The following is a 24769-nucleotide window of genomic DNA, read 5'->3' as shown; positions in this document are numbered from 1 at the left end:
GCACGTCCCCGTCCTCGTCGGCGTAGTCGACGACGAGGACGGGGACGTGCGTCGACCGAAGCGTCCGCTCGGTGACGCTCCCGAGGAGCGCGCGCCGGACGCCGGCGCGGCCGTGGCTCCCCATCACGATGAGGTCCACGTCGTGGTTCTCGGCGTAGTCGGCGATCACCGTGTGCGGGCGGCCGCCGGAGATCTGCTCGACGACCTCGATATCCCGCTCCGCGCCGCGGGCGGCGACGGCGCCGGTCGCCTCGTCGGCCTTCGATTTCAGCTCCTCCATCTCGTCGAACCGGCCCTGCTTGAGCCGGTCGACCTGCTCGGTCCCGAGGCCGAGGTTGACCGAGTCGATGTCGACCACGTACAGCGCGTGGACCTCGGCGTCGTACTGCTCCGCGAGGTCGAGCGCGTGTTCGACCGCTGACTCTGCGACGTCGCTGCCGTCGGTCGGGATCAGAATGTGTTCGTACATGGATCACTCCTCCGTGGCCGCGCGGCCCCCGTCGGCCGTCATCTCCTCGCCGCCGTCGGCGACGACGTCCTCTGCCGTCTGCTGTTGGCCCATCGGTTCGGGGCTGTGACACTGGCGGACCATCCGCTTGGTCTCCAGCGGGGGTTCCGGCGTCGCCATCGAGACGGCGATGGTGACGAGGAACACGAGCGGCGTGCCGACCAAGGCGGCGCCGATCGGCGGCACGTACTGGGCGTAGACCGGGATGAGCGCCTGTCCGGAGCCACCGGCGATGTCGGCGAGGAAGCCGACGTAGGCCGGCAGAACGCTGTTGACGATCGAGGTGAACCACAGCACCAGGCCGACGGTCATCCCCGCGAGCGCTCCCTGCCGGTTGGTGTTCTCCCACCACAACCCGAGGAAGAACATCGGGAACAGGACGGTGCCCGCGAGCGAGAACGCGTAGGCGACGAGTTCGCCGATGAGCGCCGGCGGGTTGAACGCGGTCACCGTGACGAGCGCGCCGATCCCGACGATGGTCGCCCGGCCGATGAGCACTTGCTGCCGCTGGGTCGCGTCGGGGTTGATGAGCTCGGCGTAGATGTCGTGAGCGACGGCGGAGGAGGCCGTAATGAACAGCCCCGCCGTCGTCGCGATCGCGGCCGCCATCGCGCCGGCGGCGACCAGCCCGACGAACCAGGTCGGTAACTGGGCGAACTGTGCGGCCAGCACGACGATGACGTCGCCCTCCGCGCCGGACATCGCCTGCTCGCCGCTGAACACCGCTTCGGACGAGATGCCGTTCACGGTGGCGAAGAGGTCGACGCCGAAGGCCGCCATGGCCGGCGCGGCCCAGTACAGGAGCAGGATGAAGAACAGCCCCCACACGGTGGACCAGCGGGCGGTCCGCTCGCTCTGGACCGTGTAGAACCGGACCAGAACGTGCGGGAGGCCGCACGTGCCGAAGATGAGCGAGAACGCCGTCGCGACCCACAGGTAGTAGCTGTTCCCGCCGATGAACGGCTCGCTGAACTGCCGGCCGAGCTCGCTGAACAGGGCGCCGTACTCGATCTGCGGGAGCACCGTCGAGTACCCCTGCGAGAAGCCGACGACGTAGACGCCCGCGAGGAACGCGACGATGAGGATCACGTACTGAACGGCCATGTTCTTCGTCGCGCCCAGCATGCCCGAGAGCGCGAGGTAGCCGACGGTGATGGTCATCATCACGATGATCATCGGGATGATGTCGAGTCCGAACACGTACTGACCGACCAGCCCCATCCCGCGGGCTTGGCCCACGGAGTAGACGTACGCGATGAGCAGCGTGGTGAACGCGGCCAGCGCGCGTGCCATCGGGGAGTTGAATCGGTCCGCGACGAAGTCCGGCGCGGTGTACTTCCCGAACCGGCGCATCTGGGCCGCGAGGAAGATGAGCAGGACGAAGTACCCGGTCGTCCAGCCGACGATGAACGCGAGCCCGTAGAAGCCGGCGAGCGCGACCAGCCCGGCGAGGCCGAGATACGAGGCGGCCGACATCCAGTTGGCGCCGATCGCCATCCCGTTTTCGATGTTACCGATACCCCGACCGGCGACCCACATGCCCTCGGTGTCTGCCACCTTGAACACGAAGCCGATGGCCAGGAAAGAGGCCATCATCAGGAAGACGATGATAGCCGGGAGGAGCTTAAAGGAGATGTCGAGCGCCTCGGCTTGGAGCGGGAGCGTCATTCCCGCTGCCCCCCGTCGCTGGCGGTGTCGGCCGACCCGGTGTCGGTGCTGTGGTCGATGCCGTACTTATCGTCCAACTTGTCCCGCTGGCGGGCGTAGACGGCCGCCAAGATCAGCGCGCCCGTCGGCGCGCCGAAGGCGACTAAGAAGTAGTGCCAGGGGAATCCGAGCACCGGCATGGTCGTCGTCATCGTGCCCGGTGCGAGCATCGTCATCGTGACCGGACCGAAGACGATGAGTGCCCAAACGATGAACCCGGTCCAGACGATTCTGAGGTGGTCCCGCATATACGCGGTGCTCGGTTTTAGCAGGTTCACCTCTTCGCTGAGGTAGTCGGTCTGTCGGTGCTGCTGTGCCGCGCCCGTGGCGACGCCGCCGTCGGTGGCCGCGTCGTCAGTATCGTGTGAACTATTATCTGTCATGTGTATCGGTGTGCCGTGGTGTGTCGGTATCGCGTGTCGTCGCGCGTCGATTATCTGAATCGATCGTGATGGTCGTCGGCGCGTCGGCGTGCTCCGGTACCGGTTGCGTGTCGAAAACGAGGCCGGTGAGCGGCTACTCGCCCTCTGCCTTCCGCTGGATCTCCTCGACGATCTCCGGGTTCCGGAGCGTGCTCGTGTTTCCGAGCTCCTCGCCGTCGGCGATGTTCTCCAACAGGCGCCGCATGATCTTGCCCGAGCGCGTCTTCGGCAGGTCGGGCGTGAACACGACCTGCTCCGGCCGGGCGATCGGGCCGATGGCGTCCTCGACGCCGGCGACGATCGCGTCGCGGAGCTCCTCGTTGCCCTCGTACCCGTCCTCGGTCGTCACGTACGCGTAGACGGCCTCCCCTTTGATCTCGTGGTTGCCACCGACGACGGCGGCCTCCGCGACCCCCTCGACGCCGACGATGGCGGACTCGATCTCCATCGTCCCCAGCCGGTGGCCGGAGACGTTCAACACGTCGTCCACGCGGCCGAGGACGGTGATGTACCCGTCCTCGTCGATCTTCGCCCCGTCCTCCGGGAAGTACACCCAGTCCTCGGGGTCGTCGCTGTCGGTGTCGGAGTACTCCGCCCAGTACTCGTCGATGTAGCGCTCGTCGTTGTTGTACAGCGTCCGGAGCATGCCGGGCCACGGCTTCTGTACCGTGAGGTAGCCGGCCTTCCCCGGCTCTACCTCGTCGCCGAGCGTGTCGAGGATCTGGACGTCCAGCCCCGGCAGCGGCGGGCCCGCCGCCCCGGGCTTCATGTCCTTGATCCCGGGTAAGGTCGTGATCATCATCCCGCCGGTCTCCGTCTGCCACCACGTGTCGACGATGGGGCACTCCTCGTCGCCGATGTGCTGGTAGTACCACTTCCACGCCCGCGGGTTGATCGGCTCGCCGACAGTCCCGAGCAGCCGCAGCGAGGAGAGGTCGTGGCGGTCCGGGTACTCCGAGCCCCACTTCATGAACGCGCGGATCGCCGTCGGCGCCGTGTACAGCTGGGTCGCGTCGTGCTCGTCGACGATCTCCCAGAGGCGGTCCTGTTCGGGGTGGTCCGGCGTCCCCTCGTACATCATCGTCGTCGTCCCGAGCGCGAGCGGCCCGTAGACGATGTAGGAGTGACCCGTGATCCAGCCGATGTCGGCCGAGCAGAAGTACGTGTCATCCGGCTTGATGTCGAGGACCGACTGCGAGGTCCACGACACCCACGAGAGGTAGCCGCCGGTCGTGTGTTTCACCCCCTTCGGCTGTCCCGTCGTCCCCGAGGTGTACATCAGGAACAGCATGTCCTCGGCGTCGCGGGTGACAGGCTCCACCTCGGCGCCCTCGTGCTCGGCCACGAGGTCGCCGTAATCGAGCTGGTCGTCGCCGAGGTCGTGACCGAAGTCGTCGCCGTTCGGCCCGAGCCGGTCGACGACGACGGTCGTGGTGTCGTGGTCGACGCCCGCGAGCCCCTCGTTCGCCTTGTCGAGGTGGTCGAGGGGGTCGCCGCGGCGGTAGTAGCCGTCGCAGGTGACGAGGTACTCCGACTCCGCGGAGTTCATCCGCGTCGCGAGCGCGTCGGCCGAGAACCCGGCGAACACGACGCTGTGGGGCGCGCCGATGCGGGCGCACGCCAGCATCGCGACCGGTAGCTCCGGGATCATCGGCATGTACATCGTCACGACGTCGTCCTCCTCGACGCCCTGATCGCGGAGGGCGGCCGCGAACTCGTTCACCTCGCGGTGGAGCTCCGCGTACGTGTACGTGCGCTCGTCCTCGTCGACCGGCTCGCCGACCCACTCGATCGCGGCCTCGTCGCCGCGCTCGTCGAGGTGTCGGTCGAGGCAGTTGGCGGACGCGTTCAGCTCGCCGCCGGTGAACCACTCGTAGAAGGGCGGGTCGCTGTCGTCCAGCACCTGGTCGTAGTCGGACTCCCAGTCGAGGAGGTCGGCTGCCGCCTGCCAGCACTGCGGCCAGTTCTCCTCGAACGTCTCGTAGATCTCGGGGTCGGAGACGTTCGCCTGCGCCGCGAACGACTCGGGCGGCTCGAACACCTCCTGCTCTTCAAGTCTCGCTTCCAGTTGACCGTCACCCTCTGTCATGGTACGGTCGTATCCAACCGATCTCGGCATATAAACGCTGACGCTAAATACGAAAAATCATGATGAATACGCGGCGCGTTGCCCGGCTCCGTCCCGTCCGCGTCGCGCTCTCGAACCCCAATATAAACGATTCGCGTGGGTCGCGTCAACGGCGCTCTCGGTACTCCTCGTCGAAGAGGCCGTCGAGCAGGGCGCGCTGGGCCTTCCGGAGGTGGTTGTGGAACGTCGGGGAGGAGACCTCCATCGCGTCGGCGACCTCCTCGGCGGTGCTCTCCCGCGGCCAGTCGAAGTAGCCGCCGTGGTACGCGGCCGACAGCGCGGCCCACTGGCGGTCGGTGAAGCGGTCCGCGACCCCCTCGCGGAACGACGACTCCGGCCGTGACGCCCGGACGACGGACTCCTTGCTCGCGAGGCGGGCGTCGTCGAAGGCCGCGCGGAGCCCGTCGGCCACCGGTCTGACGTCGGCGCCCCCGGGGAGGTCGGCGACGACGCGGACGCGACCGTCCTCCGCGGTCGCCTCGCGGACCGTCGCGCCGTGTTCGGTGAGCGTCCGGACCGCCGACCCTCCCTCGACGCGGACCGAGGCCGAACAGCCGTCCTCGCGCGTCTCGGTCACCCGGAGGTCAGAGACGCCGTCCGCGCCGTCGACGACGTCGGCGACGCCCTGGGGCCTCGCGCCAGCGACGGAGAGGTAGAGCCGCGAGGCCTCGTCGGTGACGCCGACGGTGGAGTCGAGTTCTATCGCACAGCCGAGGGCGGCGCTCGCGCGGGCGAGGAACGCTCCGTCGTCGGCGGTGTGGAACTCCACCTCGGTGACGGCGTCGGAGTGCAGGAGGTCGCGCCACCGGCCCGCCGTCACCGCCCAGCCGAGACAGCGCCCGAGCGCGACCAGCTCCCGCCGCTCGACGTCCGACACGGGCGCGCCGTCGTCGGCGACGACGCAGAGCGCGCCGTGCGTCACGTCCCGGTAGCCGGCGGGGACGGCGATCCCGGGCCGGCCGCCGGCGGTGGGCTCCCCGTCCGTCAGGACCGGCTCGCCGTCCTCGACCGCGCCGAGCCACGGCCCCTCCCGCGTGACGCCGCGGTCGACGAGGACCTCTCGGTCGACCCCGGCTGCTCCCACGACCTCCGCCCGGCCGTCGTCGACCGATCCGCGGACCACCCACGCCTCGGCCCACCGACCGGACTCGACCAGTCGCTCCGGGACCGCGGCGAGCGGCGATTCCCTCGCCTCGCCGTCGGCGAGGGCCTCGAATCCGCCGAGCGCGCTCGGGGCCCGTCCGCCCGCGTCCGGATCCGGAGCGCCGGTACCGCCGGCTTCGGCGCCCCCGGCGGGGGCGAACGCCTCGGCGATCTCCCGCCCGTCGAGCGGGCCGAGGAACTCGTCGAGCGTGCCGAGGGTCTCCCAGCCGCCGGCCTCGCGCACGGCGTGCGGGTCGACGCCCCGATCGACGAGGAGCCGGCGCGCGAACGTCTCCCGGAGATCGCTCGGCGTGACGTCGGCCGGCACCGCGCCGTCGGTCCGCGCCGCCGCCCGCTCGGCCGTCTCGGACACGATCATCTGGACGCGCCGGGGCGACACGCCCACGAACGGCTCCGCGTCGTCGAGTCCCTCGCTCTCGGCGTACCGGCGGAGCTCGGACGCCAGCGAGGCGGGGACGACTGTCTCGCGGTCGATCGCCACCGTCGACTCGGCGCCGTTCGTCGGCTCCCCTTCGGCCTCGCCGTCGGTTCCCGAGCCGTCCGGGACGGCGAGGAGGGACGCGCCGGAGGCGACGCCCGAGTCCCGGAGATCCCGCGGCGCGACGCGGGTGATCTCGCCGGTTCGGAGCCCGGCCTCGCCGGCGAGGCGAACCACGACCGCGGCGCGGTACGTCTCCGCGGCGGTCAGGAGCGCGTCGTAGGCGTCGCCGTCGAGGCCGTCGACCATCTGTTTCGTAAGTAGACAGAAACCCGAAAGAAAAATCTTCCCCCTTTAGTCGCCTCGCGCGGTCTGCAAGGCGAACTTCAGCCGACGCGGTCGACCGACCGCTCTGATCGCACCTTATGGACGGTCAGAATTTCGGTCTTCAGACAGTACCCGAAATAGCCGTCGAGCGGTCAGCCCGAAGGCGGTGCGCCCCGGACGACGGGGATCCGCCCGAGCACCCGCGGTCCGCCCCTGCCGAGGCCGCCGAGACCGCCGCGACCGGGCGGCCGACTCAGACGCCGTCGGCGACGCCCCACGCGACGTGGTCCCACAGGCGCTCGTAGGCGTAGTAAGTCGCGGTCTTGAGGGCGTTGGTCACCAGCCCGATGTTCACGGCGTCGCCGACGTCGCCGACGATCGCCCACGCCACGGTCACGGTGATCATGACCATGAACGCGCGGTAACAGTGCGTCTTGGCGACCGCGCGCCTCCGGTCGTGAAGCGCGGACCGCGAGACCAGCGTTCCCATACCGACGCTTCGGCGGCCACGCTTATGGATCCTTAAGAAATTTCGAAAGCGGTGTTTGGGAACCGTATTCGGTTACTCACTTCGAACGGCGGACTCGATCTCTCCGACGACCTCAGGGTTCCGGAGGGCGCTGACGTCGCCGAACTCCTCGCCGCGCGCGATGTCTTCGAGCAGGCGGCGCATGATCTTGCCCGAGCGCGTCTTCGGGAGGTCGGGGGTGAACACGATCCGGTCCGCGCGGGCGAGGTCGCCGACCTCGCGGGCCAGCTCCTCGCCGATCGCCGTCCTGAGCGGCTCGCCGGGCTCGACGTCGCTCCGAGTGGTCACGTAAGCGACGACGTCGCCGTCGTCGTCGCCGACGACCGCGGCCTCGGTGACCCCTTCGACGCCGACGATCGCCGACTCCAGCTCGGCCGTGTTGAACCGCTGCGCCCGGACGTTGATCACGTCGTCGACGCGACCGAGAATGGTTACGTAGCCGTCCTCGTCGACCGTCGCGCCGTCGCCGGTCCGGTACCGCCACCCGTCCTCGGCCTCGACCCAGTACTCCCGGCGGTAGCGCTCGTCACCCTCGCGGAGCCCGCGGAGCATGCCGGGCCACGGCGACCCGATCGTGAGGTAGCCCGGCTCGCCCGGGTCCACCGGCTCGCCGTCCTCGTCGACGACGCGCGCGTCGATCCCGGGCAGGGGCGGCCCGACCCTCCCCGGCTTCATGGGCGTGATCCCGGGCAGCGTCGCGAGCGCGATGGCGCCCGTCTCCGTCTGCCACCACGTGTCCACGATCGGCGCCTCGCCGCCGCCGACGTGGTCGCGGTACCAGCGCCACGCCTTCGGCGTGATCGACTCGCCGACGGTGCCCAACAGCCGGATCGACGAGAGGTCGTGGCGGTCGGGGTACTCCGCGCCCCACTTCATGAACGACCGGATCGCGGTCGGGGAGGTGTAGAAGACGCTGACCGCGTTGCGCTCGATGAGGTCCCACACGCGGTCCCGGTCCGGGTAGTCCGGCGAGCCCTCGTACAGCACGGTCGTCGTCCCGACGGAGAGCGGGCCGTACACGCCGTACGAGTGGCCCGTGATCCAGCCGATGTCGGCCGCGCACCAGTAGGTGTCCGACGGGCGGACGTCGAGGACGTTCCGGGTCGTCCAGGCGACGTGCGCGAGGTAGCCACCGGTCGCGTGTTCGACGCCCTTCGGCCGGCCGGTCGTCCCCGAGGTGTACATCACGAACAGGAGGTCGGTGGCGTCGCGCGCGACCGGCTCGACCGTCTCGCCGTCGTGCGCGTCGACGAGCGACTCGTACGCGTGTTCGTCGGCGCCGAGCGACACGTCCAGCGCGTCGCCCAGCCGGTCGACGACGACCGTCGCCGCGAGGTCGCCGTCGGCCCGGAGTCGCGCGTTGTCCGCCTTCGACTTCTGGTTGAACGCGTCCTCCCGGCGGTAGTAGCCGTCGCAGGTGATCAGGTACGACGAGTCGGCCGCGTCGAGGCGGGTCGCGAGCGCCTCCGCCGAGAGCCCCGCGAAGACGACGTTGTGCGGCGCGCCGATGCGGGCGCACGCCAGCATCGCGACCGGCAGCTCCGGGACCATCGGGAGGTACAGCGTCACCACGTCGTCCTCCTCGACGCCGAGCTCCCGCAGGCCGGCCGCGAGCGCGTTCACTTCGCGGTGTAAGTCGAGGTAGGTGTACGACCGCCGCTCGCCACGCTTGCCGAACCAGCGAATCGCCAGCTGGTTGCGCCGCTCGTCGAGGTGGCGGTCGACACAGTTGACGGCGGCGTTGAGCCGCCCGTCCGGGAACCACTCGTAGAAGGGCGGGTCGCCGTCGTCAAGCACCCTCTCGTACGGTCGCTCCCAGTCGAGGAGGTCGGCGGCCCGCCGCCAGGCGTCGGGCCCCTCGGTCGCGAACGCGTCGTACACCCCCGCGTCGCTCGCCACGGCCCGCTCGCGGAACCCGGTCGGCGGCTCGATGGCGTCGTCGTCGGCGACGGGGCGGTCCCGCCGTCGGCCGTCGACTCCGGCGTCGTCCATGATACCCGTTCGCAAGTGGAGGAATGTATACTTTGTCCGCGGTCCCGGTCGGCGGCGAGTCGGCTACGTCGACTCCGCGGGCGCGAGATCCGCCGCCTTCGACCGCGCGCGGGCCACGATCGAGGGTTTGGCCTCGAAGTCGACGGTCACCTGGTCGCTCGCGTACGACTCCTCGTCGACGTGGCCGTGGTCATGGATCCACGAGACGAGGCTCATCGCCTCGTCGGAGACCGGGAGGACGAGCCGCTCGCGCTCCCAGTCGGGGAGCTCGTCTTCGACGCGGTCGCGGAGCTCCGCGACGCCCGCGCCCGTCTTCGCCGAGACGGCGACGGGGTCGGGGGCGACACCGGAGAGCGCACCGCGCTTATCGGCCAACTCGCCGGGCGCGAGCCGGTCGACCTTGTTGAACACGGTCACGACGGGGGCCTCGTTGCGCTCGTAGAGGGTGTCGTGGCTCGTGACGAGCTTCTCGCGCATGTCCTCGACCGGCTCGCTCGCGTCGACGACGAGCAGCACGAGGTCGGCGCGGTAGACCGAGTCGAGCGTCGACTCGAACGACTCCACGAGCCAGTGGGGAAGGTCCGCGATGAACCCGACCGTGTCCGTGAGCAGCACGTCTCGCTTCTCCATCTCGGCCCTGCGGGTCGTCGTGCCGAGCGTGGTGAACAGCATGTCCTGCGACTCGGCGGTGGTGTCGAGGTCGGGGTGTCGGTCGGCGTTCTCGTCGACGTCGATCTCGGCCGCGAGCCGGCGCATCAGCGTCGACTTCCCGGCGTTCGTGTACCCCGCGAGCGCGACCAGGTCGAAGCCGGAGTCGCGGCGCTGTTCGCGGCGCGCCTCCTCCTTCTCCGCGATCGACTCCAGCTCGTCCCGTATCTCGGAGATCTGGCGTTTGATGTCGCGCTCGACGCTCTCGTCGTACTCGCCGAGCCCCATGAAGCCGGGGCGCTCGTCGCGCTTCGCGAGGCTCGCCTTCGCCTCGGCGCGCGGGAGCTCGTACCGGAGCTCCGCGAGCTCGACCTGGAGCTGCGCCTTCCGGGTGTTGGCGCGCTGACCGAATATCTCGAGGATGAGCGTGAACCGGTCGATCACCTCGACGCCCTCGGGGAGCTTCCCGCCGATATTGAACGTCTGGTACGGGCCGACGTCGTTGTCGACGATGACGGCGCCGGCGTCGGTCCGGCGGACCAAGTCGCGCAGCTGCGCGACCTTTCCCTCCCCGAACATGAACGCGGCGTCCTCGGTGCGGGTCTGGGTGAGTTCGCCGACGACCTCGTACCCCGCGGCCGCGGCGAGCTGGGTGATCTCGGCCAGGTCGGCGTCGCCGGAGTCGACGCGCTTGGCGACGACCGCCCGCCGCTCTCGGGGGACCGATTCGGCGTCGCCGTCGGCGCTCGCCCCCTCGACGCTCCCGGTCATAAGAGGAGGTCTCGGGCGGCGTACGCGGCGTGGTGTGCTGCCTGCACTGTTTCGCGTTCTCCTATGCTCTCGACGTATTTAAACTCGGGTCGGAAGCTCAGCCCGACTCGATCGGGGGGCTCCTCGTAGAACTCGCCGTGTTCGGCGACGATCGGGCCGTCCGGCGGCTCCGGCAGGTTCCCGACCGCGGTCGCGACGAGGCCGAGGGTCGCGTCGAGCGTCGGTCCCTCGCGCACGGCGGCGAAGCCCATCCCCTCGACCGACCGGATCCGCGTCGAGCCGACCCGGGCGTGGACCGCGGCCGCGACCATCAGGTACTCGCCCGCCTCCTCGTGGCGGCCGCTGATGTCGACGCCGACCACCTCAGGGGCGGGCACCGGCCACCTCGGTTCGCCCGGGCCGCGAGCTCCTACCGACGGGTGTCAGCTCCATAACCCGTCGTTGTTTGCCCGCCGAATTGAACGTTTCCGTGGTGTGCGCCGGAAATTCGAATCCGCCGGCTCAGGCCGACAGCATCGCGACCGCGTCGCCGATGCGGTCGATCGCGGCGTCGACGTCGTCCTCGTCGACGTCGAGGTGCGTGGTGAACCGCGTCGTGTGCTCGTCGAACTCCACGCAACCAACGCCGGCCGACTTGCAGGCCTCGACGAGGTCCGACGCGGGGATCCCGGCGTCCTCGGTGTGCGCGACGACGATGTTGGTGTCCGGCGCGGGCGCGTCGACCCCGTCCAGCGCGTCGAGCCCGGCGGCGAGCCGCTCGGCGTTGGCGTGGTCGTCCGCGAGCCGGTCCACGTTCTCCAGGGCGAGGAGGCCGGGCGCGGCGATCATGCCGGCCTGTCGCATCCCGCCGCCGAACAGCTTCCGGACGCGGCGGGCCGCCTCGACGAACGCCTCGTCGCCCGCGAGTATCGAGCCGACGGGCGCGCCGAGCCCCTTCGAGAGGCAGAAGGTGACGCTGTCGACGGGGTCGACGACGTCGCTCGCGTCGACGCCGAGCGCGACAGCCGCGTTGAACACGCGGGCGCCGTCGAGGTGGACCGGCACGTCGGCGTCGCGGGCGACGTCGGCGGCCGCGGCGATCCCCTCGACCGGCACCGCGACGCCCCCGCGGTAGTTGTGGGTGTTCTCCAGCGAGAGGAGGCCGGTCCCGGGCCGGTGGAGGTCCTCGCTCACGAGTCCCTCGCGAACCTCCTTCGGGGTCGGGACGCACCGGTCGCCGGCGTCGATCGTGCGAGTCTGCGCGCCCGAGAGCTTCGCCGCGCCGGCGAGCTCCCACCGGTAGATGTGCGACTCGCGCTCCAAGAGGAGCTCCTGCCCCGGCTCCGTGTGGACGTGGACGGCGATCTGGTTGGCCATCGTCCCGGAGGGGACGTACAGCGCGGCCTCGGTCCCGACCGCCTCGGCGGCGCGGCGCTCTAACTCGTTGACCGCGGGGTCGTCGCGGTACACGTCGTCGCCGACCTCGGCGGTCGCGGCCGCCTCGCGCATCTCGGCCGAGGGCGTCGTGACGGTGTCGGATCGCAGGTCGATGGTGTCCTCGTCGGTCTCCATTCGGTACCGTCGGTTCGGCGGCCGATCGGAAATAGGTCGCGCTCACCCGGCCGGGGCGTTCCGGATTCGGTCCCTTCTTAATCGACGCGACCGATCCGTGACGTATGGCAACGGAAGCCGCGGCCGACGACGCGACCGACGCCCCCGATACGTACGAGGCCCTCCTGGACCGCGTTCGACGCTGGAACACGGTCGGGAGCGCCGCCGGCGTGCTCGGGTGGGACCAACAGGTGATGATGCCCGAGGGCGGCACCCCCGCCCGGTCGAAGCAGCTGTCGACGCTCTCGTCGATCCGCCACGACATGATCACGGACGAGGAGACCGGCGAGCTGCTCGCCGAGCTCGACGACGCCGACCTCTCCGACGAGCGGGCGGCGGTCGTCCGCGAGGTCCGCCGCGAGCACGAGCGCGCCGACGCGGTCCCGGTCGAACTCGTCGAGGAGATCTCCGAGACCGGCTCCGAGGCGCTGCAGGCGTGGGAGGAGGCGAAAGCTGAGGACGAGTTCGAGACGTTCGCACCGTACCTGGAGAAGCACGTCGAGCTCAAACGGGAGTACGCCGAACACATCGACCCCGACCGCGACCCCTACGAGGTCCTCTTCGAGGACTACGAGCCGTGCCTCTCGATCGACCGCGCCGAGTCGATCCTCGAGGAGCTCCGCGAGACGCTCGTCCCCATGATCGACGCGATCCGCGACGCCGACGCGGACCTCGCCGTCGACACGTTCGAGGGCACGTTCCCCGAGGACGAGCAGGAGGAACTCGCCCGCGAGGCGCTCGAACTCCTCGGCTACGACTTCGATCGCGGCCGGCTCGACGTCTCTTCGCACCCGTTCACCTCCGGCAACCAGTTCGACTGCCGCGTGACCACCCGGTTCGACGAGTCGGACCCGCTCGGCGCGATCGGCTCGACGATCCACGAGTACGGCCACGCGCAGTACAACCTCGGGCTCCCGCGGGAGGAGTGGGCCACCCCGCTCGGCGAGTCGCGCGACCTCTCCGTCCACGAGTCGCAGTCGCGGCTCTGGGAAAACCACGTCGGGCGGAGCCGGCCGTTCTGGGAGCTGTTCCTCCCGCGGTTCCAAGAGCAGTTCCCGCAGACCGAAGACGCGAGCGTCGAGGACGCCTACGAGGCGTTCAACCAGGTGCACGAGGACAACCTCATCCGCGTCGAGGCCGACGAGCTCACCTACCACCTCCACATCATCGTCCGGTTCGAGATCGAGCGCGACCTGATCCGGGGGGACCTCGCGGTCGAGGACGTCCCGGAGGTCTGGAACGACAAGTACGAGGAGTACCTCGGGATCCGCCCCGACACCGACAGCGAGGGCTGTCTCCAGGACATCCACTGGAGCCACGGCAACTTCGGCTACTTCCCGACCTACTCGCTGGGCTCGGTCATGGCCGCCCAGCTGTTCGAGGCCGCCGAAGCGGAGATCGACGACCTCGACGCGAAGATCGCCGACGGCGACTTCGACGAGCTGCAGTCGTGGCTCGGCGAGAACGTCCATCGACACGGCTCGCGCTACGAGACGAACGAACTGGTGAAGCGCGCCACCGACGAGGCGTTCTCCGCCGACGCGTTCACCGACTACGTCGAGGAGAAGTACGGCGAGCTGTACGACCTCTGAGGCACTGAGGTCTCCGCGTTCTCGGCGGTCTCCGCGGTTTCGTGGGTTATGCGGGCTTCACCCCAGCCGGAGCCCCGTCATCAGCACGATAATCGCGAGCATCGCGCCCGCCTCGAGGAGTCCGACGACGAGATTCCGCTTCTCGATCGCCTCGAGCCGTGAGGCGTCGGGCTCCGCCGACCGGCTCTCGTAGTACGCGCTCAGGTGGATCCGGTTCGGGACGAGCAGCCCGAAGACGAAGAGTCCCCAGCCCAGCGTCAGCGAGAGGGTCGGCCACCGTCCGGAGAACCCGTAGCCGAGTCCGAAGACGGACCCGAGCAGGATCGTCCCCGAGACGACGGTCGTCAGGGAGAACCCGAGCACGAAGAACACGACCTTCGGCGTCAGCGCGGTCGTCACGTCCGCCGCGGTCTCGCGATCGAGGCCGCCGAGGGTCGGCCCGATGACCGCCGGGAAGATCAGCGCGAACCCGAACCAGACCGCGCCGGCGGCGACGTGGGTATAAAACAGGAGTGTCGTGCTCGAGAGGAGGACGCCGGCGGCGACGAACGACAGCGGCACAATGACGCTCCCGGCCGCGAACGCCGGGTTGGCGGCTTGCGCGAGATGCGCGACGCGCTCCAGCCAGTTGGCCTCCTCCACGCGGTCATGCTCGTGAATGACTGCCATGGAAGCGGATGGAACATGCAGAACATATTGGTTTTCGTTGCGACATTTTTGACGATCACCGACACGCGGATCAGTTTAAAAGGCCTCGTTCGCCGTCCCGCTACCGCGACGCTCGACGTTTCGCTGCTCGGCCTCGCTACTTCTCGATGATGCTCTCCTCGACCGCCTCGCCGAAGTGGCGCGCGACGTCCTCGTAATAAACGAGCGCCTCGTCACCGGCTTCGAGATCGGTGACGGCCTTCTTGCCGTCGCTCGTCGCCACCTTCACCGTCTCGGCGTTCTGGATGAGCGTCTCCACGCGATCGACCCCGTCCTCGGTCTCCAGTTCGGCCTGCAGCCGGAACATCGGTCGCTTCTCGATCTTCACGCGCCCGACGATCGCCTCGCGCGTGTGACCCGCGGTGTCGAGGATCTGCACCTCGTCGCCGCTGGAGAGCTCCGCGAGGTAGTTCGTGCCGCCCGCGGCGTTGCGGACGTAGGCGTGGACGGCCCCGGCGTTCACGCGGAAGGGGCGCGACTCGACGTACGGCGACTCCGCGGTCTCGGCGTGGACGAAGAAGAGCCCGCGCGACATCGACCCGACGAGCATCCCCTCGTCGTCGTCCATCAGCGAGCCGGTGTCGATGCAGACGCGGTCGGCCATCCCGGTGCGCTCGACCGCGGTCACCTCGGCGTGTCGGAGGTCGAGCGTCTCGCGGTCGGCGGCGTCGCGGGCGTCGACCGCGCCCCGGATCTCGTCGGGGGAGTCGCTGTCGAGGAGGACGCCGTCCGCGCCGATCTCCAGCGTCTCGAAGGCGGTCCGGGCCTCGGCCGCGGTCGTCGCGCCGGCGACGAGGTGCGTCTCCTCGCCGACCCGCGCAATCAGGTTCTCCAGCGGGATGATCGACCAGTCCTCGCCGACGACGATCGTGTACTCGGCGTCCGCCGCCGCCTCCTCGGCGAACCGCTCGTACTCGGTCCCCAGCACGCGGACGTACACGCCCTGGGCGCGGTCGTCGCCCCGGCGGACCGTCGTGAGGTCCGCGGAACCGGAGAAGTCGTTCGGGAGGTCGATCGTCCCGTCGCCCTCGCCGCCCTTGCCGACGAAGTAGGCGTCGGCCTCGGCGTCGCTCTCGGCGTCGTCGATGACGTCCGCCTCCGAGCGGAACGCCGCGACCGAGACGTCGCCCAGCTCGCGGACGCGCCCCACGTCCGCCTCGTCGACGAGTACCCAGTCCGCGCCGGCCTCGATGGCGGTCGTGATCCGTCGCTTGCGCGCCTCCCAGTCGCCGACGCTCCCGTCGGCTTTCACCCAGACCGTGCGTGTCATTGTCGGAACCTCACGGCGGGCGGGCTTGAAAACTGCGGAAGGGTCGCGCGTTGCGGGCGACTGCGCGACGGGAGCGTCACTCGCGGTCGACGGCGCGGCGGGACCGTCCGCCGTTGACGACGCAACGACCCGTAGACGACAAAGCACTTATAACTAAGCTTGTATCGTAGGACGTATACCCCCGAATGAAGACACCACGCCGGTGGCCCTCGAACGCGGGGTCCCGATACGCCGCTGCGCGCGAGGCCCTCCGGGAGCGCGCCGCGCCGCACCTCGGGATCGATCCGCGAGCGCTGGGCGCGTTCCGGATCGGGCTGGCCCTCCTACTCCTCGGTGACCTGCTCGTCTACCGCCTCCCGGTGGTGGGCGCGTTCTACACCGATGACGGCGTCCTGCCGCGCTCGACGCTCGCCGAGCTGTACCCGTTCTTGGAGACCGTCTCGATCCACGCGGCGTCCGGCTCGGCGCGGGTCCAAACGGGGCTCCTCGCGCTCGGCGCGTGCGCCGCCGTCTGCCTGCTCGTCGGCTACCGAACGCGAGCGTCGACGGGTCTCTCCCTCGTCCTGCTCGCGTCGCTTTACGCTCGCAACCCGTTCGTGATCAACGGCGGGAACACGATCCTGATAGTACTCCTCTTTTTGAGCCTCTTTCTCCCGCTCGACGCCCGGTGGTCGCTCGGTGCCGGCCGGTCGAGCGACCCCGGTTACCGCGACGACGCCGATGAAGGCTCGTCTGACGGGGGCGAGAGCGGCGTCGGTCAGCGGGTCTGTTCGCTCGGAACCGCCGTCACCCTCCTGACGATCGCCTCGATCTACGCGGCCAACGTGGTCTCCAAGTACCGGAGCGACGCGTGGATGTCGGGCGTCGCGGTCCCGCGGATCTTCCAGATAGAGGAGTTCGTCGTGCTGTTCGGCCCGTTCGTCTCGGACCACACCGCAGTCCTCGCGGCGATAAACTGGCTCTGGATCGCGCTCCTCTCGGCGTCCGTGCTGCTGGTCGCCGCCACCGGGTGGCTGCGAACCGGCGTCGCCCTCGCGTTCGTCTCCGCGCACCTCGGCATGGCCGCGACGATGCGGCTCGGCGTGTTCCCGTTCGTCATGGTCTCGGTCCTGCTCCTGTTTTTCCCGCCGAGGGTCTGGGACGCCGTCGAGTTGCTCGCGTCGAACCTCCCCGGGCCGTCTCGGCTCCCAGAGCGGGCGTACCGAAGCGACGGCGGAAGGGCGACCGAAACCGCGTCTCCGGTCACGTCGCGGGCGCGTCGCGGGATCCGCGTCGCGGCCGCCGTCCTGCTCGTGGGCGTCTTCGTCGCGCTCGTGGTCTGGCAGGCCGCGGGGGTCGGGCTCGTCGACATGCCGGCGTCGGAGTCGGCCGGCGAGCTCTCGGAGGTGAGCTGGTCGTTCTTCGCGCCCAACCCGCCCGACACCTCCAGCTGGTACGTCGTCCGAGCGACGCTCGAATCCGGGGCGACGGTCGACGCGTCGGACGGCGGGCCGGTCGCGTTCGACCGTCCACCGGACGCGGCGGACACGTATCCGACGACCCTCTGGCATCAGTACGGCCACCGAATCCGGTACGCCGGGGAGACGCAGTACCGACCGCTGGCGGCGTACGCGTGCGAGCGGACGGACGGCTCGGTGGAGTCCGTGACCGTCTTCCACGTCGAGCAGACGGTCGACCCGAACGGGCCGGTGGGGGAGCCGGAGCCGCAGGAGCGGGTCAGCGTCACCTGCTGATCGCGGCGGCGCTCCGCCTCGCGTCGCTTCCCGAGACCGGATCGCCCCGATCGTATTAGTGGCGATGGCGCGTGGCGTGAGCCATGTCCGACTCACCACGCGTCGTCGGCGTCGCGGGGAGCCTACGAGAGACGAGCTACACGCGACTGGCCGTCGGTCGCGCGCTCGACGGGGTCCGCCGTGCGGGCGGGACCCCGGAACCGATCGACCTCCGCGAGTACGACCTGCCGACGTACGACGCCGACCGCGGTTCGGCGGGAGACGCGGACGCGTTCACCGCGCGGGTCCGCGCGGCCGACGCCGTCCTCCTCGGGACGCCGATGTACCACGGTTCGTACTCCTCGACGCTGAAAACGGCGCTCGACTACTGCGGCTTCGAGGAGTTCGAGGACAAGACCGTCGGCCTCCTCGCGGTCGCCGGCGGCGGCTTCCCGGTGACCGCGTTAGAACACCTCCGCTCCGTCTGTCGGGCGCTCAACGCGTGGGTGATCCCGCATCAGGTCGCCGTTCCTCGCGCCCACGCGCAGTTCGAGGACGGTGACCTGGTCGACGAGGCCCTCGACGACCGAGCGCTCACGCTCGGGCGTCGAGCGGTGCAGTACGCCGACATCGAGCCCGATCCGGACTCGTTCGAGGGAGAGCAGAATGTCGGGGCGAGGTGACCGCCGGCGCTGCGTGACCCCTTACGCCTCGACGAAGCCGCCCGCTCGGAGCGCCTCCTCGACGTCCGCGTCGTCGTGGACGATCGCCGAGACGGCGCGGGCGATCCCCTCGGGGTCCTCGTGCTGGAATATCGACCGTCCCATCGAGACGCCGGCGGCGTCGCCGTCCATCGCGCCGCGCACCATCTCGACGGTCTCGCGGTCGGTGCCCTTCGACCCGCCGGCGATGACGACCGGCAGCCGGGTCGACTCCGTGACGCGGGCGAAGGAGTCGCCGTCGCCGGAGTACCCCGTTTTCACCACGTCGGCGCCGAGCTCCTCGGCCAGCCGGACAGCGTGCCCGAGCGACTCCGGATCGGTCTCGTCGACGCCGGGGCCGCGCGCGTAGGCCATCGCGAGCACCGGCAGGCCGAGGCGGTCGGCGTCGGCGGTCAGCTCCGCCAGCTCTTCGATCTGGTCGGGCTCGTGGTCGGAGCCGACGTTGATGTGGAACGACACCGCGTCGGCGCCCGCGCGCACCGCGTCCTCGGCGGTGGCGGTGACGCGCTTGTCGCTCTCGTCGGGGCCGATCGTCGTCGACCCGTTGACGTGGACGATGTAGCCCGCGTCGTTCTTGTTCGGATGGACGCGGGAGGCGACGCCGCGCTGCGTGAGGACCGCGTCCGCCCCGCCGCGCGTGACGCCGTCGATCGTCGATTCGATGTCGACGAGGCCGTCGACGGCGCCCATCGTGATCCCGTGGTCCATCGGGACGATGAGGTACCGGTCATTTGTGGAGATGCGTTCGAGTCGTGCCGAGAGTCCTGCTGTCATGGTGGGTTCGGTCGTTGTGTGAGAGTGTGGCAATCGCAGGTAAGTGGGTTTCGTTCGGGGTCGTATTGGCTCGAACCCGCGGTCACCGCGACTCCGCCGCGCCGACGCGGGCGGCGTGGCCGCGCTCGGCGCCCTCCTTCAGCTCCCGCGAGAGCGCCTCCAACCGGTCTGCGACCTCGTCAGTGGGCAGATCCTCCTCGACGCCCCCGGCGACGATGTCGACGAGCGCCGAGCCGACGATGATCCCGTCGGCCCCGCCGGCGACGATGCGCTCCGCGTGCTCGCCCGCCGAGATGCCGAACCCGACGGCCTTCGGCACGTCGTACTCCGCGAGCCGGTCGAGGCTCTCCGTGGTCTGCTCGGAGACGTCGTCTCGCGCGCCGGTCGTCCCGAGCCGCGCCTGCACATAGACGTACCCCGACACGCGCCCCATGATCCGGTCGAGCCGGTCGCCGACCGTGGTCGGCGCGACGATGAAGACGAGGTCGAGGCCGAACTCGTCGCAGGCCTCCCGGAGCGGGTCGGCCTCCTCCGCCGGTAGGTCCGGAACGACGAGCCCCTGGATGCCGGCCGCGGCGGCGCGCTCGACGAAGCGGCGCGGGCCGCCGCTCGCGGTGTCACCGGTCGCCTCCGAGGCGCTCCGCGCCTCGCCCGACCCGTACTGATAGATCAGGTTGTAGTACGTCATACAGACCAGCGGCGCGTCGACGTCGAGCTCCTCGGCGAACGCGAAGAACCGGTCAGGCGTCATCCCGCCGTCGAGCGAGCGCACGAGGGCGCCCTGGATCGTCGGCCCCTCGGCGATCGGCTCCGAGAACGGGAGTCCGAGCTCGATGACGTCGGCGCCGCCGCGGTCGAGCGCGCGGACGTACTCCAGCGACGCCTCGTAGGAGGGGTCGCCGACGGCGAGGTAGGGGACGTATGCGGGGCCGTCGGCGAACGCCTCGGCTATCGCGGCCGAGTTTCCCGTCTCCGGCTTCGCCGTCGACTCCGCGGTCCGCTCCGCCATTCAGATCCCCCCCGTGAACATCGACATGTCCGGCGCCTCGTCGATGTCGCGCTTGTCCGTCTCCTCGATGGCCGCGTCGAGGTCCTTGTCGCCGCGCCCGGAGACGTTCACGACGACGCGCTCGCCGAGCTCCTCGTGGTGCTCCTCTAAGAAGCCGAAGGCGTGGGCCGTCTCCAGCGCGGGGATGATCCCCTCCGTGCGCGAGAGCCGGTGGAACCCCTCCAGCGCGACGTCGTCGTCGACGGCGACGGGATTCACGCGGCCCTCGTCGACGAGGTACGCGAGCTCCGGACCGACGCCGGCGTAGTCGAGCCCGGAGGATATCGAGTGGCTCTCCATGATCTGCCCGTCGGAGTCCTGCAGGAGCTTGGTGCGCGCGCCGTGGAGCACGCCCTCTTCGCCGGTGAAGAGCGAGGCGGAGTTCGGGGCGACGCCCGCCTCCTCGTCGACCTCCAGCGTCGAGCCGCCGGCCTCGACTGCGTGAAGTGCGACCTCCTCGTCGTCGACGAACGCCGCGAACGTCCCCATCGTGTTCGAGCCGCCGCCGGCGCAGGCGACCACGTCGGTCGGGAGCGCGCCCGTCTTCTCGATAGTCTGCGCGCGCGCCTCCTCCGAGATGACGGCCTGGAAGTCGCGGACCATCACCGGGAACGGGTGCGGGCCGACGATGGACCCGATGACGTAGTGGGTGTTCTCGACGGTGGTCGCCCAGTCGCGCATCGTCTCCGAGATGGCCTCCTTCAGAGTGCCCCGGCCCGCGGTCACCGGATTCACCTCGGAGCCGTTGAGCTTCATCCGGAAGACGTTCGGACGCTGGCGGTTGATGTCGCGCTCGCCCATGTATATCTCGCAGGGCATGTCGAGGTGGGCGGCCGCCATCGCGGTCGCGGTGCCGTGCTGGCCCGCGCCCGTCTCCGCGATGATCCGCTCTTTCCCCATGTACTTCGCCAGCAGGACCTGCCCGAGCGCGTTGTTCAGCTTGTGCGCGCCGCCGTGAAGCAGGTCCTCGCGCTTGAGGTAGACATCGGTGTCGTAGCGCTCGGAGAGCCGGTCGGCCCGCTGAAGCGGGATCGGGCGCCCCCCGAAGTCCGCGAGCCGCTCGCGGAGCTCGTCCATGAAGCCGTCCTCGTTCTCGAGGACGTACCGCTCGTAGGCGTCGGTCAGTTCCTCGATCGCCGGCATCAGCGCCTCGGGGACGTACTGGCCGCCGTAGCGGCCGAACTTCCCGTCCTCTCGGCCGCGCTCGCGGCCCGGGCGGCGCGAAAGCTCTCCAACCTCGCTCGTCGATGATTCGGTTTCGCTCATGTGGGTGTCTCCGTGGTGTCGGTGGTCTCGTCGATGACCGCCTCCGCGTCTTCGTCCGTCTCCGCGTCTTCGTCCGCCTCAGCCTCGCCGTCCGTCTCTGCCTCGCCGTCCGCCTCCGCCCGCGTCAGCGCCCGCGTGTTCGCCTCGACGTCGCCGTCCATGATCGCGCTCCCGACGAGCAGCGCGTCGGCGCCGGCCGCCCGCATCCGCCGGACGTCGGCGGGGGATCCGACACCGCTCTCGGCGATGAGCGTCACGTCGTCTGGGACGTGGGGCGCCACGGACTCGAAGGTTCCGAGATCGACGACCAGCTCCGCGAGGTCGCGGTTGTTCACGCCTATCGCGGTCGCGCCCGCGTCGAGCGCCCGCGCCAGCTCCTCGCGGTCGTGGACCTCGACGAGGACCTGAAAGCCGCGATCGCGGGCGGCGGCCAACAGGTCCGGGAGGTCGTCGCCGACGAACCGCGCGATCAGCAGGACGACGTCGCTCTCGACGGCGTCTAGCTGGGGCTCGGCGACGACGAAGTCCTTCCGGAGGACCGGCACGTCGACGGCCTCGCGCACGCGGTCGAGCACCTCGACGCTCCCGCCGAAGTGCTCCGGCTCCGTGAGCACCGACAGCGCGGCGGCGCCGCCCGCGACCATCCCCTCGGCGAGCGCGACGGGGTCGTCCTCGCGGGTCCCGTCCGTGGTGGGGCTCGTCGGTTTGACCTCCGCGACGACCGGCACGCGACCGTCCTCTTCGGCCCGGTCGAACGCGGCGCGCAGGTCGCGCGGGTCGACGGCGACGCGGTCGGTACGCCCCTCTGCCGCCCGTTCGCGCGCCGCCAACAGGATCGACCTGACCGCGGGGGCCAGCTCGGTTGGATCCTCCATTAGTGTACACTAATGCACGTATCTGTTCATAAGGCTTGCGGGCGTGACCCGCCCGGAACGGACGAGCGGCCGAGTCGGCGACGCGACGCTCCGTCCGTCCCATCATTTTAACCGTCGGGGCCGTCGTATGACGGGTATGAATTCGACGGGAGCGTCGGGCGTCTTCGCCCGCGAGTTCGATGGCCTCGGTCGCGCGGTGGAGGTCGGATTCGCCGGCGGACGGGTGATCTCGGTGTCGTTCCCGGCGGAGATACCGGCGGACGCGAGGCCGGATCACGAACTCCTCGACCGGATCGGCGCGTACGTCCGCGGGGAGCGAGACGAGTTCGCCGAGGTCGCCGTCGGGCTCACGGTGCCGACGGACCGCCGCGACGTCCTCGAAGCGCTCCGGACGGTCCCCTACGGCGAGGAGGTGTCCGTGAGTCGGCTCACACGCTTGGCGGCGCTCGACGCGGACGACCCCGACGACCTCAGACTCGTGCGAACGGCGCTGGACGAGAACCCGATCCCCATCCTCCTTCCCGACCACCGGGTACAGGGCGGTCCTTACACGACGCCGGGAGAGGTACGCGACGCGCTGCGTCGCGTCGAAGGGCTGTAGCGGGGAGGGCCCGAGGCCGGGAGTTCGGCGACCTACTCGGACGGCCGCCCGCGACCGTGCTCTTCGATGTTCTCCCAGACGACCGTCATCAGCTCGCCGGTCTTCTCGACGAGGTCGTCGACCGCGCCGCCGCAGTCCGCGGGCGCGCAGCCGAGGTCGCGGATCGCCTTCGTCGCCGACGTGTGGTGGACGTGGACCAGGTCGTCGCCCTCGCGCTCGTACACGATGGTGGTGCACGGGAGCATCCCGGCGAGCGTGGGGTCGATCTCGATCGCGTCGAACGCGATCTCGGGGTGACAGACGACGATGAGCGCCGTCCGCTCGACGTCGTCGTGGCCGAGCATCCCCTCGATCATCTGATCGAGCCGCGTCACCTGCACCGTCTCGAAGTCGGCGAGCTCGTGTTCGATCTGCACGAACGGGACCGCGTCGTCGAAGGGCATGTCGAGGGTCGTGTGGAGCGCCTCGTCGGCGGTCGGCGCCGGGGACCCGCTTCGGGCGTCGCTCATGGGTGTGACTCCGACCGCGGCGGGAAAAACCCTCTCCCGGCCCGTCAACGACTGCCGCTACCTGTGACGGAGCGCGCCCTTTGCCGGTCGGGACGGACTTATCGGTCGGAGTCGCCTTCGCTCGCCCATGATCGAACTCTCACGGGCCGTGTACGACGACATCGTGTACCACGCGTACGGCGGCGGCGAGGCGGAGATCTGCGGCGTGCTCGCCGGCACCCACGGCACCGACGGCGAGCCGAGCGTCGTCACCGAGGCGTATCAGGCGGAGAACGTCGCCGACACGCCCCAGATCCGCTATCTCATCGACCCCGAGGAGCAGTTCGAGCTCATCGAAGCGATCGAGGACGACGGGCTCGACGTGGTGGGGTTCTACCACTCGCATCCCACGGGGCCGACGCACCCGAGCGAGACGGACGCCGCCCGGGCGACCTGGCCGGACCACTCGTACGTGATCTGCGCGCTGGACGGCTACCCGTTCGTCGGCTCGTGGCGCTGGCGGGGCGACGACGAGGGGTTCGAACAGGAGACCGTCTCGGTTCGGAGCGAGCGATAGAACGGGGTCGAGTGACGGGTCTATTTGGCCTTGCTGAAACCCTCAAACGGTGATAGGTTTCTACGGTCGTACTGAATACAGAGGTTAGATTCAGCAATCGATTGGTCGCGTCGCAAAGTCCTATAGAGTTTGCCGCTGAGCGTCTCGACAGCACTTCGTACAACTGAAAATACTGCGTTAGAATGGCGTGCACCAAGTGTACGTGATTTGAGAGCGTTAGAGATAGCAGCCCGAGTAGTCTACGCAACCACCACTCGAAACTCTAGACCGCTTTGCGACGCGATCAAAAAAGTTGTTACAGTGACTTTTGAGTGATAGATATGAGTCTCCTCAAAGAACTCGTAGCAGGCCTAAAAGGGTGGGCTATTATGGAGCTGAGTGGGTGGCTGGTCGTGCTCATTGCGGCGGTCGTTTTCGTCGTGACCCTGATCGCTGGCAGTGCGTTGTTCGGTGACGCGGCCGGATTGGCTATTGGAATCAGCTCCGCACTGCTCGTCGCGTTTGTTGTTGGGCCACGTCTTCGAAACCGGTTCGGAGACGGTCAACAGTAGTGTGTGCGGCAGTCGACACACAGAAGACAATCCACCGGTGCAACACATCCCGACGATTAAAACTCGAAGTCAGCACGCCAGTCCAGTTGATTGGTCGTGTCGTTTGGCTACGTACATTATGTGGAGAGAGGATCGACTGAGAAGCTGTCGTGACCGACTTGCGCTCTCTATTCAGCACGCCATTTCTATCAGTTGTTGAGGGTTTTAACAGAGCCACATCAACCTAAGAATTCACGAATCCTCAGTACGTACCCTTCAGCGACCGGTTGTTTCAGCCCATTTTATATCTGAAGAATAGACTTTCAACAGAGCCGTCTATTTATAAATCGTTGACGCCGAATCGACGATGAACACCGCCAAAGCCCCAGCCGCGAGGGCGGC

At 69.3% G+C, this 24769-nt stretch carries 23 protein-coding genes; 6 read left to right on the top strand and 17 right to left on the bottom strand.

What is annotated here, in order from left to right:
• From DJ81_RS04470 to DJ81_RS04425, 10 genes are all read right to left on the bottom strand, one after another.
• The coding region (locus tag DJ81_RS04470) for a universal stress protein (protein ID WP_094588673.1) at window positions 1-469 on the bottom strand (469 nt) is incomplete at its 3' end.
• 3 nt (window positions 470-472) lie between these two features.
• Window positions 473-2176 (bottom strand): VC_2705 family sodium/solute symporter, encoded by a 1704-nt coding sequence (locus tag DJ81_RS04465; protein ID WP_094525505.1) that lies wholly within the window; start codon window positions 2174-2176, stop codon window positions 473-475.
• Entirely contained in the window at window positions 2173-2598 is a 426-nt protein-coding gene (locus DJ81_RS04460; RefSeq protein ID WP_094588671.1) for a DUF4212 domain-containing protein, read from the bottom strand. Before DJ81_RS04460 ends, DJ81_RS04465 begins: the two co-directional genes overlap by 4 nt.
• A gap of 133 nt (window positions 2599-2731) precedes the next feature.
• The gene (gene acs, locus DJ81_RS04455; RefSeq protein ID WP_094588669.1) at window positions 2732-4726 is read right to left on the bottom strand and encodes an acetate--CoA ligase; all 1995 of its coding nucleotides are present in this window, start codon (window positions 4724-4726) and stop codon (window positions 2732-2734) included.
• A 145-nt stretch (window positions 4727-4871) separates the two neighbouring features.
• A complete protein-coding gene (locus DJ81_RS04450; protein ID WP_094557828.1) occupies window positions 4872-6656 on the bottom strand; it encodes a bacterio-opsin activator domain-containing protein in 1785 nt (594 codons plus the stop codon).
• Window positions 6657-6927: 271 nt separating this feature from the next.
• Window positions 6928-7164, bottom strand: coding sequence for a DUF2061 domain-containing protein (locus DJ81_RS04445; protein ID WP_094525501.1), 237 nt, complete (start codon window positions 7162-7164; stop codon window positions 6928-6930).
• Between the two features lie 72 nt (window positions 7165-7236).
• Complete coding sequence (gene acs, locus DJ81_RS04440; RefSeq protein WP_094525500.1) at window positions 7237-9195, bottom strand: acetate--CoA ligase; 1959 nt, start codon at window positions 9193-9195, stop codon at window positions 7237-7239.
• 63 nt (window positions 9196-9258) lie between these two features.
• The gene (gene hflX, locus DJ81_RS04435) at window positions 9259-10614 is read right to left on the bottom strand and encodes a GTPase HflX (protein ID WP_094588667.1); all 1356 of its coding nucleotides are present in this window, start codon (window positions 10612-10614) and stop codon (window positions 9259-9261) included.
• Window positions 10611-10976, bottom strand: coding sequence for a DUF2209 family protein (locus tag DJ81_RS04430; protein ID WP_094526847.1), 366 nt, complete (start codon window positions 10974-10976; stop codon window positions 10611-10613). Before DJ81_RS04430 ends, hflX begins: the two co-directional genes overlap by 4 nt.
• Window positions 10977-11115: 139 nt before the next feature.
• The gene (locus DJ81_RS04425) at window positions 11116-12165 is read right to left on the bottom strand and encodes a low specificity L-threonine aldolase (protein WP_094588665.1); all 1050 of its coding nucleotides are present in this window, start codon (window positions 12163-12165) and stop codon (window positions 11116-11118) included.
• Window positions 12166-12269: 104 nt separating this feature from the next.
• Between DJ81_RS04425 and DJ81_RS04420 the strand changes: the two genes are divergently transcribed.
• The gene (locus DJ81_RS04420; RefSeq protein ID WP_094588663.1) at window positions 12270-13796 is read left to right on the top strand and encodes a carboxypeptidase M32; all 1527 of its coding nucleotides are present in this window, start codon (window positions 12270-12272) and stop codon (window positions 13794-13796) included.
• 57 nt (window positions 13797-13853) lie between these two features.
• Here the strand turns inward: DJ81_RS04420 and DJ81_RS04415 are convergent, their stop codons facing one another.
• Window positions 13854-14465, bottom strand: a complete 612-nt coding sequence (locus tag DJ81_RS04415) for a hypothetical protein (RefSeq protein ID WP_094525496.1) — start codon at window positions 14463-14465, stop codon at window positions 13854-13856.
• Window positions 14466-14601: 136 nt separating this feature from the next.
• The gene (locus DJ81_RS04410; protein ID WP_094588661.1) at window positions 14602-15774 is read right to left on the bottom strand and encodes a 3-dehydroquinate synthase II; all 1173 of its coding nucleotides are present in this window, start codon (window positions 15772-15774) and stop codon (window positions 14602-14604) included.
• 185 nt (window positions 15775-15959) lie between these two features.
• On the opposite strand from DJ81_RS04410, the gene DJ81_RS04405 reads away from it, so the two are divergent.
• Together DJ81_RS04405 and DJ81_RS04400 are read left to right on the top strand one after the other, a co-directional pair.
• Complete coding sequence (locus DJ81_RS04405; protein ID WP_094588659.1) at window positions 15960-17507, top strand: HTTM domain-containing protein; 1548 nt, start codon at window positions 15960-15962, stop codon at window positions 17505-17507.
• An 83-nt stretch (window positions 17508-17590) separates the two neighbouring features.
• Entirely contained in the window at window positions 17591-18169 is a 579-nt protein-coding gene (locus DJ81_RS04400; protein WP_094525493.1) for an NADPH-dependent FMN reductase, read from the top strand.
• 21 nt (window positions 18170-18190) lie between these two features.
• On the opposite strand, the gene DJ81_RS04395 is transcribed toward DJ81_RS04400, so the two are convergent.
• The 4 genes from DJ81_RS04395 to trpC form a co-directional block, all read right to left on the bottom strand.
• Window positions 18191-18982 carry a 2-amino-3,7-dideoxy-D-threo-hept-6-ulosonate synthase gene (locus DJ81_RS04395; RefSeq protein ID WP_094526803.1) on the bottom strand — a complete coding sequence of 264 codons (792 nt, stop codon included), beginning with the start codon at window positions 18980-18982 and terminating at the stop codon, window positions 18191-18193.
• 82 nt (window positions 18983-19064) lie between these two features.
• Window positions 19065-19991, bottom strand: a complete 927-nt coding sequence (gene trpA / locus DJ81_RS04390) for a tryptophan synthase subunit alpha (protein WP_094588657.1) — start codon at window positions 19989-19991, stop codon at window positions 19065-19067.
• Complete coding sequence (gene trpB / locus DJ81_RS04385; RefSeq protein WP_094525490.1) at window positions 19992-21296, bottom strand: tryptophan synthase subunit beta; 1305 nt, start codon at window positions 21294-21296, stop codon at window positions 19992-19994.
• Window positions 21293-22171 carry an indole-3-glycerol phosphate synthase gene (gene trpC, locus DJ81_RS04380; RefSeq protein ID WP_094526801.1) on the bottom strand — a complete coding sequence of 293 codons (879 nt, stop codon included), beginning with the start codon at window positions 22169-22171 and terminating at the stop codon, window positions 21293-21295. Before trpC ends, trpB begins: the two co-directional genes overlap by 4 nt.
• Before the next feature lie 136 nt (window positions 22172-22307).
• On the opposite strand from trpC, the gene DJ81_RS04375 reads away from it, so the two are divergent.
• On the top strand, window positions 22308-22772 hold the full coding sequence (locus tag DJ81_RS04375) for an MGMT family protein (protein ID WP_094588655.1): 465 nt from the start codon (window positions 22308-22310) through the stop codon (window positions 22770-22772).
• Between the two features lie 32 nt (window positions 22773-22804).
• Here DJ81_RS04375 and DJ81_RS04370 read toward each other — a convergent pair whose 3' ends face one another.
• Complete coding sequence (locus DJ81_RS04370; RefSeq protein WP_094525487.1) at window positions 22805-23281, bottom strand: DUF302 domain-containing protein; 477 nt, start codon at window positions 23279-23281, stop codon at window positions 22805-22807.
• A 127-nt stretch (window positions 23282-23408) separates the two neighbouring features.
• Here DJ81_RS04370 and DJ81_RS04365 point away from each other — a divergent pair, with 127 nt between their 5' ends.
• On the top strand, window positions 23409-23837 hold the full coding sequence (locus tag DJ81_RS04365) for a desampylase (protein ID WP_094526799.1): 429 nt from the start codon (window positions 23409-23411) through the stop codon (window positions 23835-23837).
• 320 nt (window positions 23838-24157) lie between these two features.
• Window positions 24158-24388 (top strand): hypothetical protein, encoded by a 231-nt coding sequence (locus DJ81_RS04360; protein WP_094526798.1) that lies wholly within the window; start codon window positions 24158-24160, stop codon window positions 24386-24388.
• Window positions 24389-24769 lie beyond the last annotated feature (381 nt).

This window comes from Halorubrum sp. Hd13, from assembly GCF_002252755.1.
Classification (GTDB): domain Archaea; phylum Halobacteriota; class Halobacteria; order Halobacteriales; family Haloferacaceae; genus Halorubrum.
Note: the sequence above shows the minus strand (reverse complement) of the source record. Positions and strands in the feature narration are given on the sequence as shown.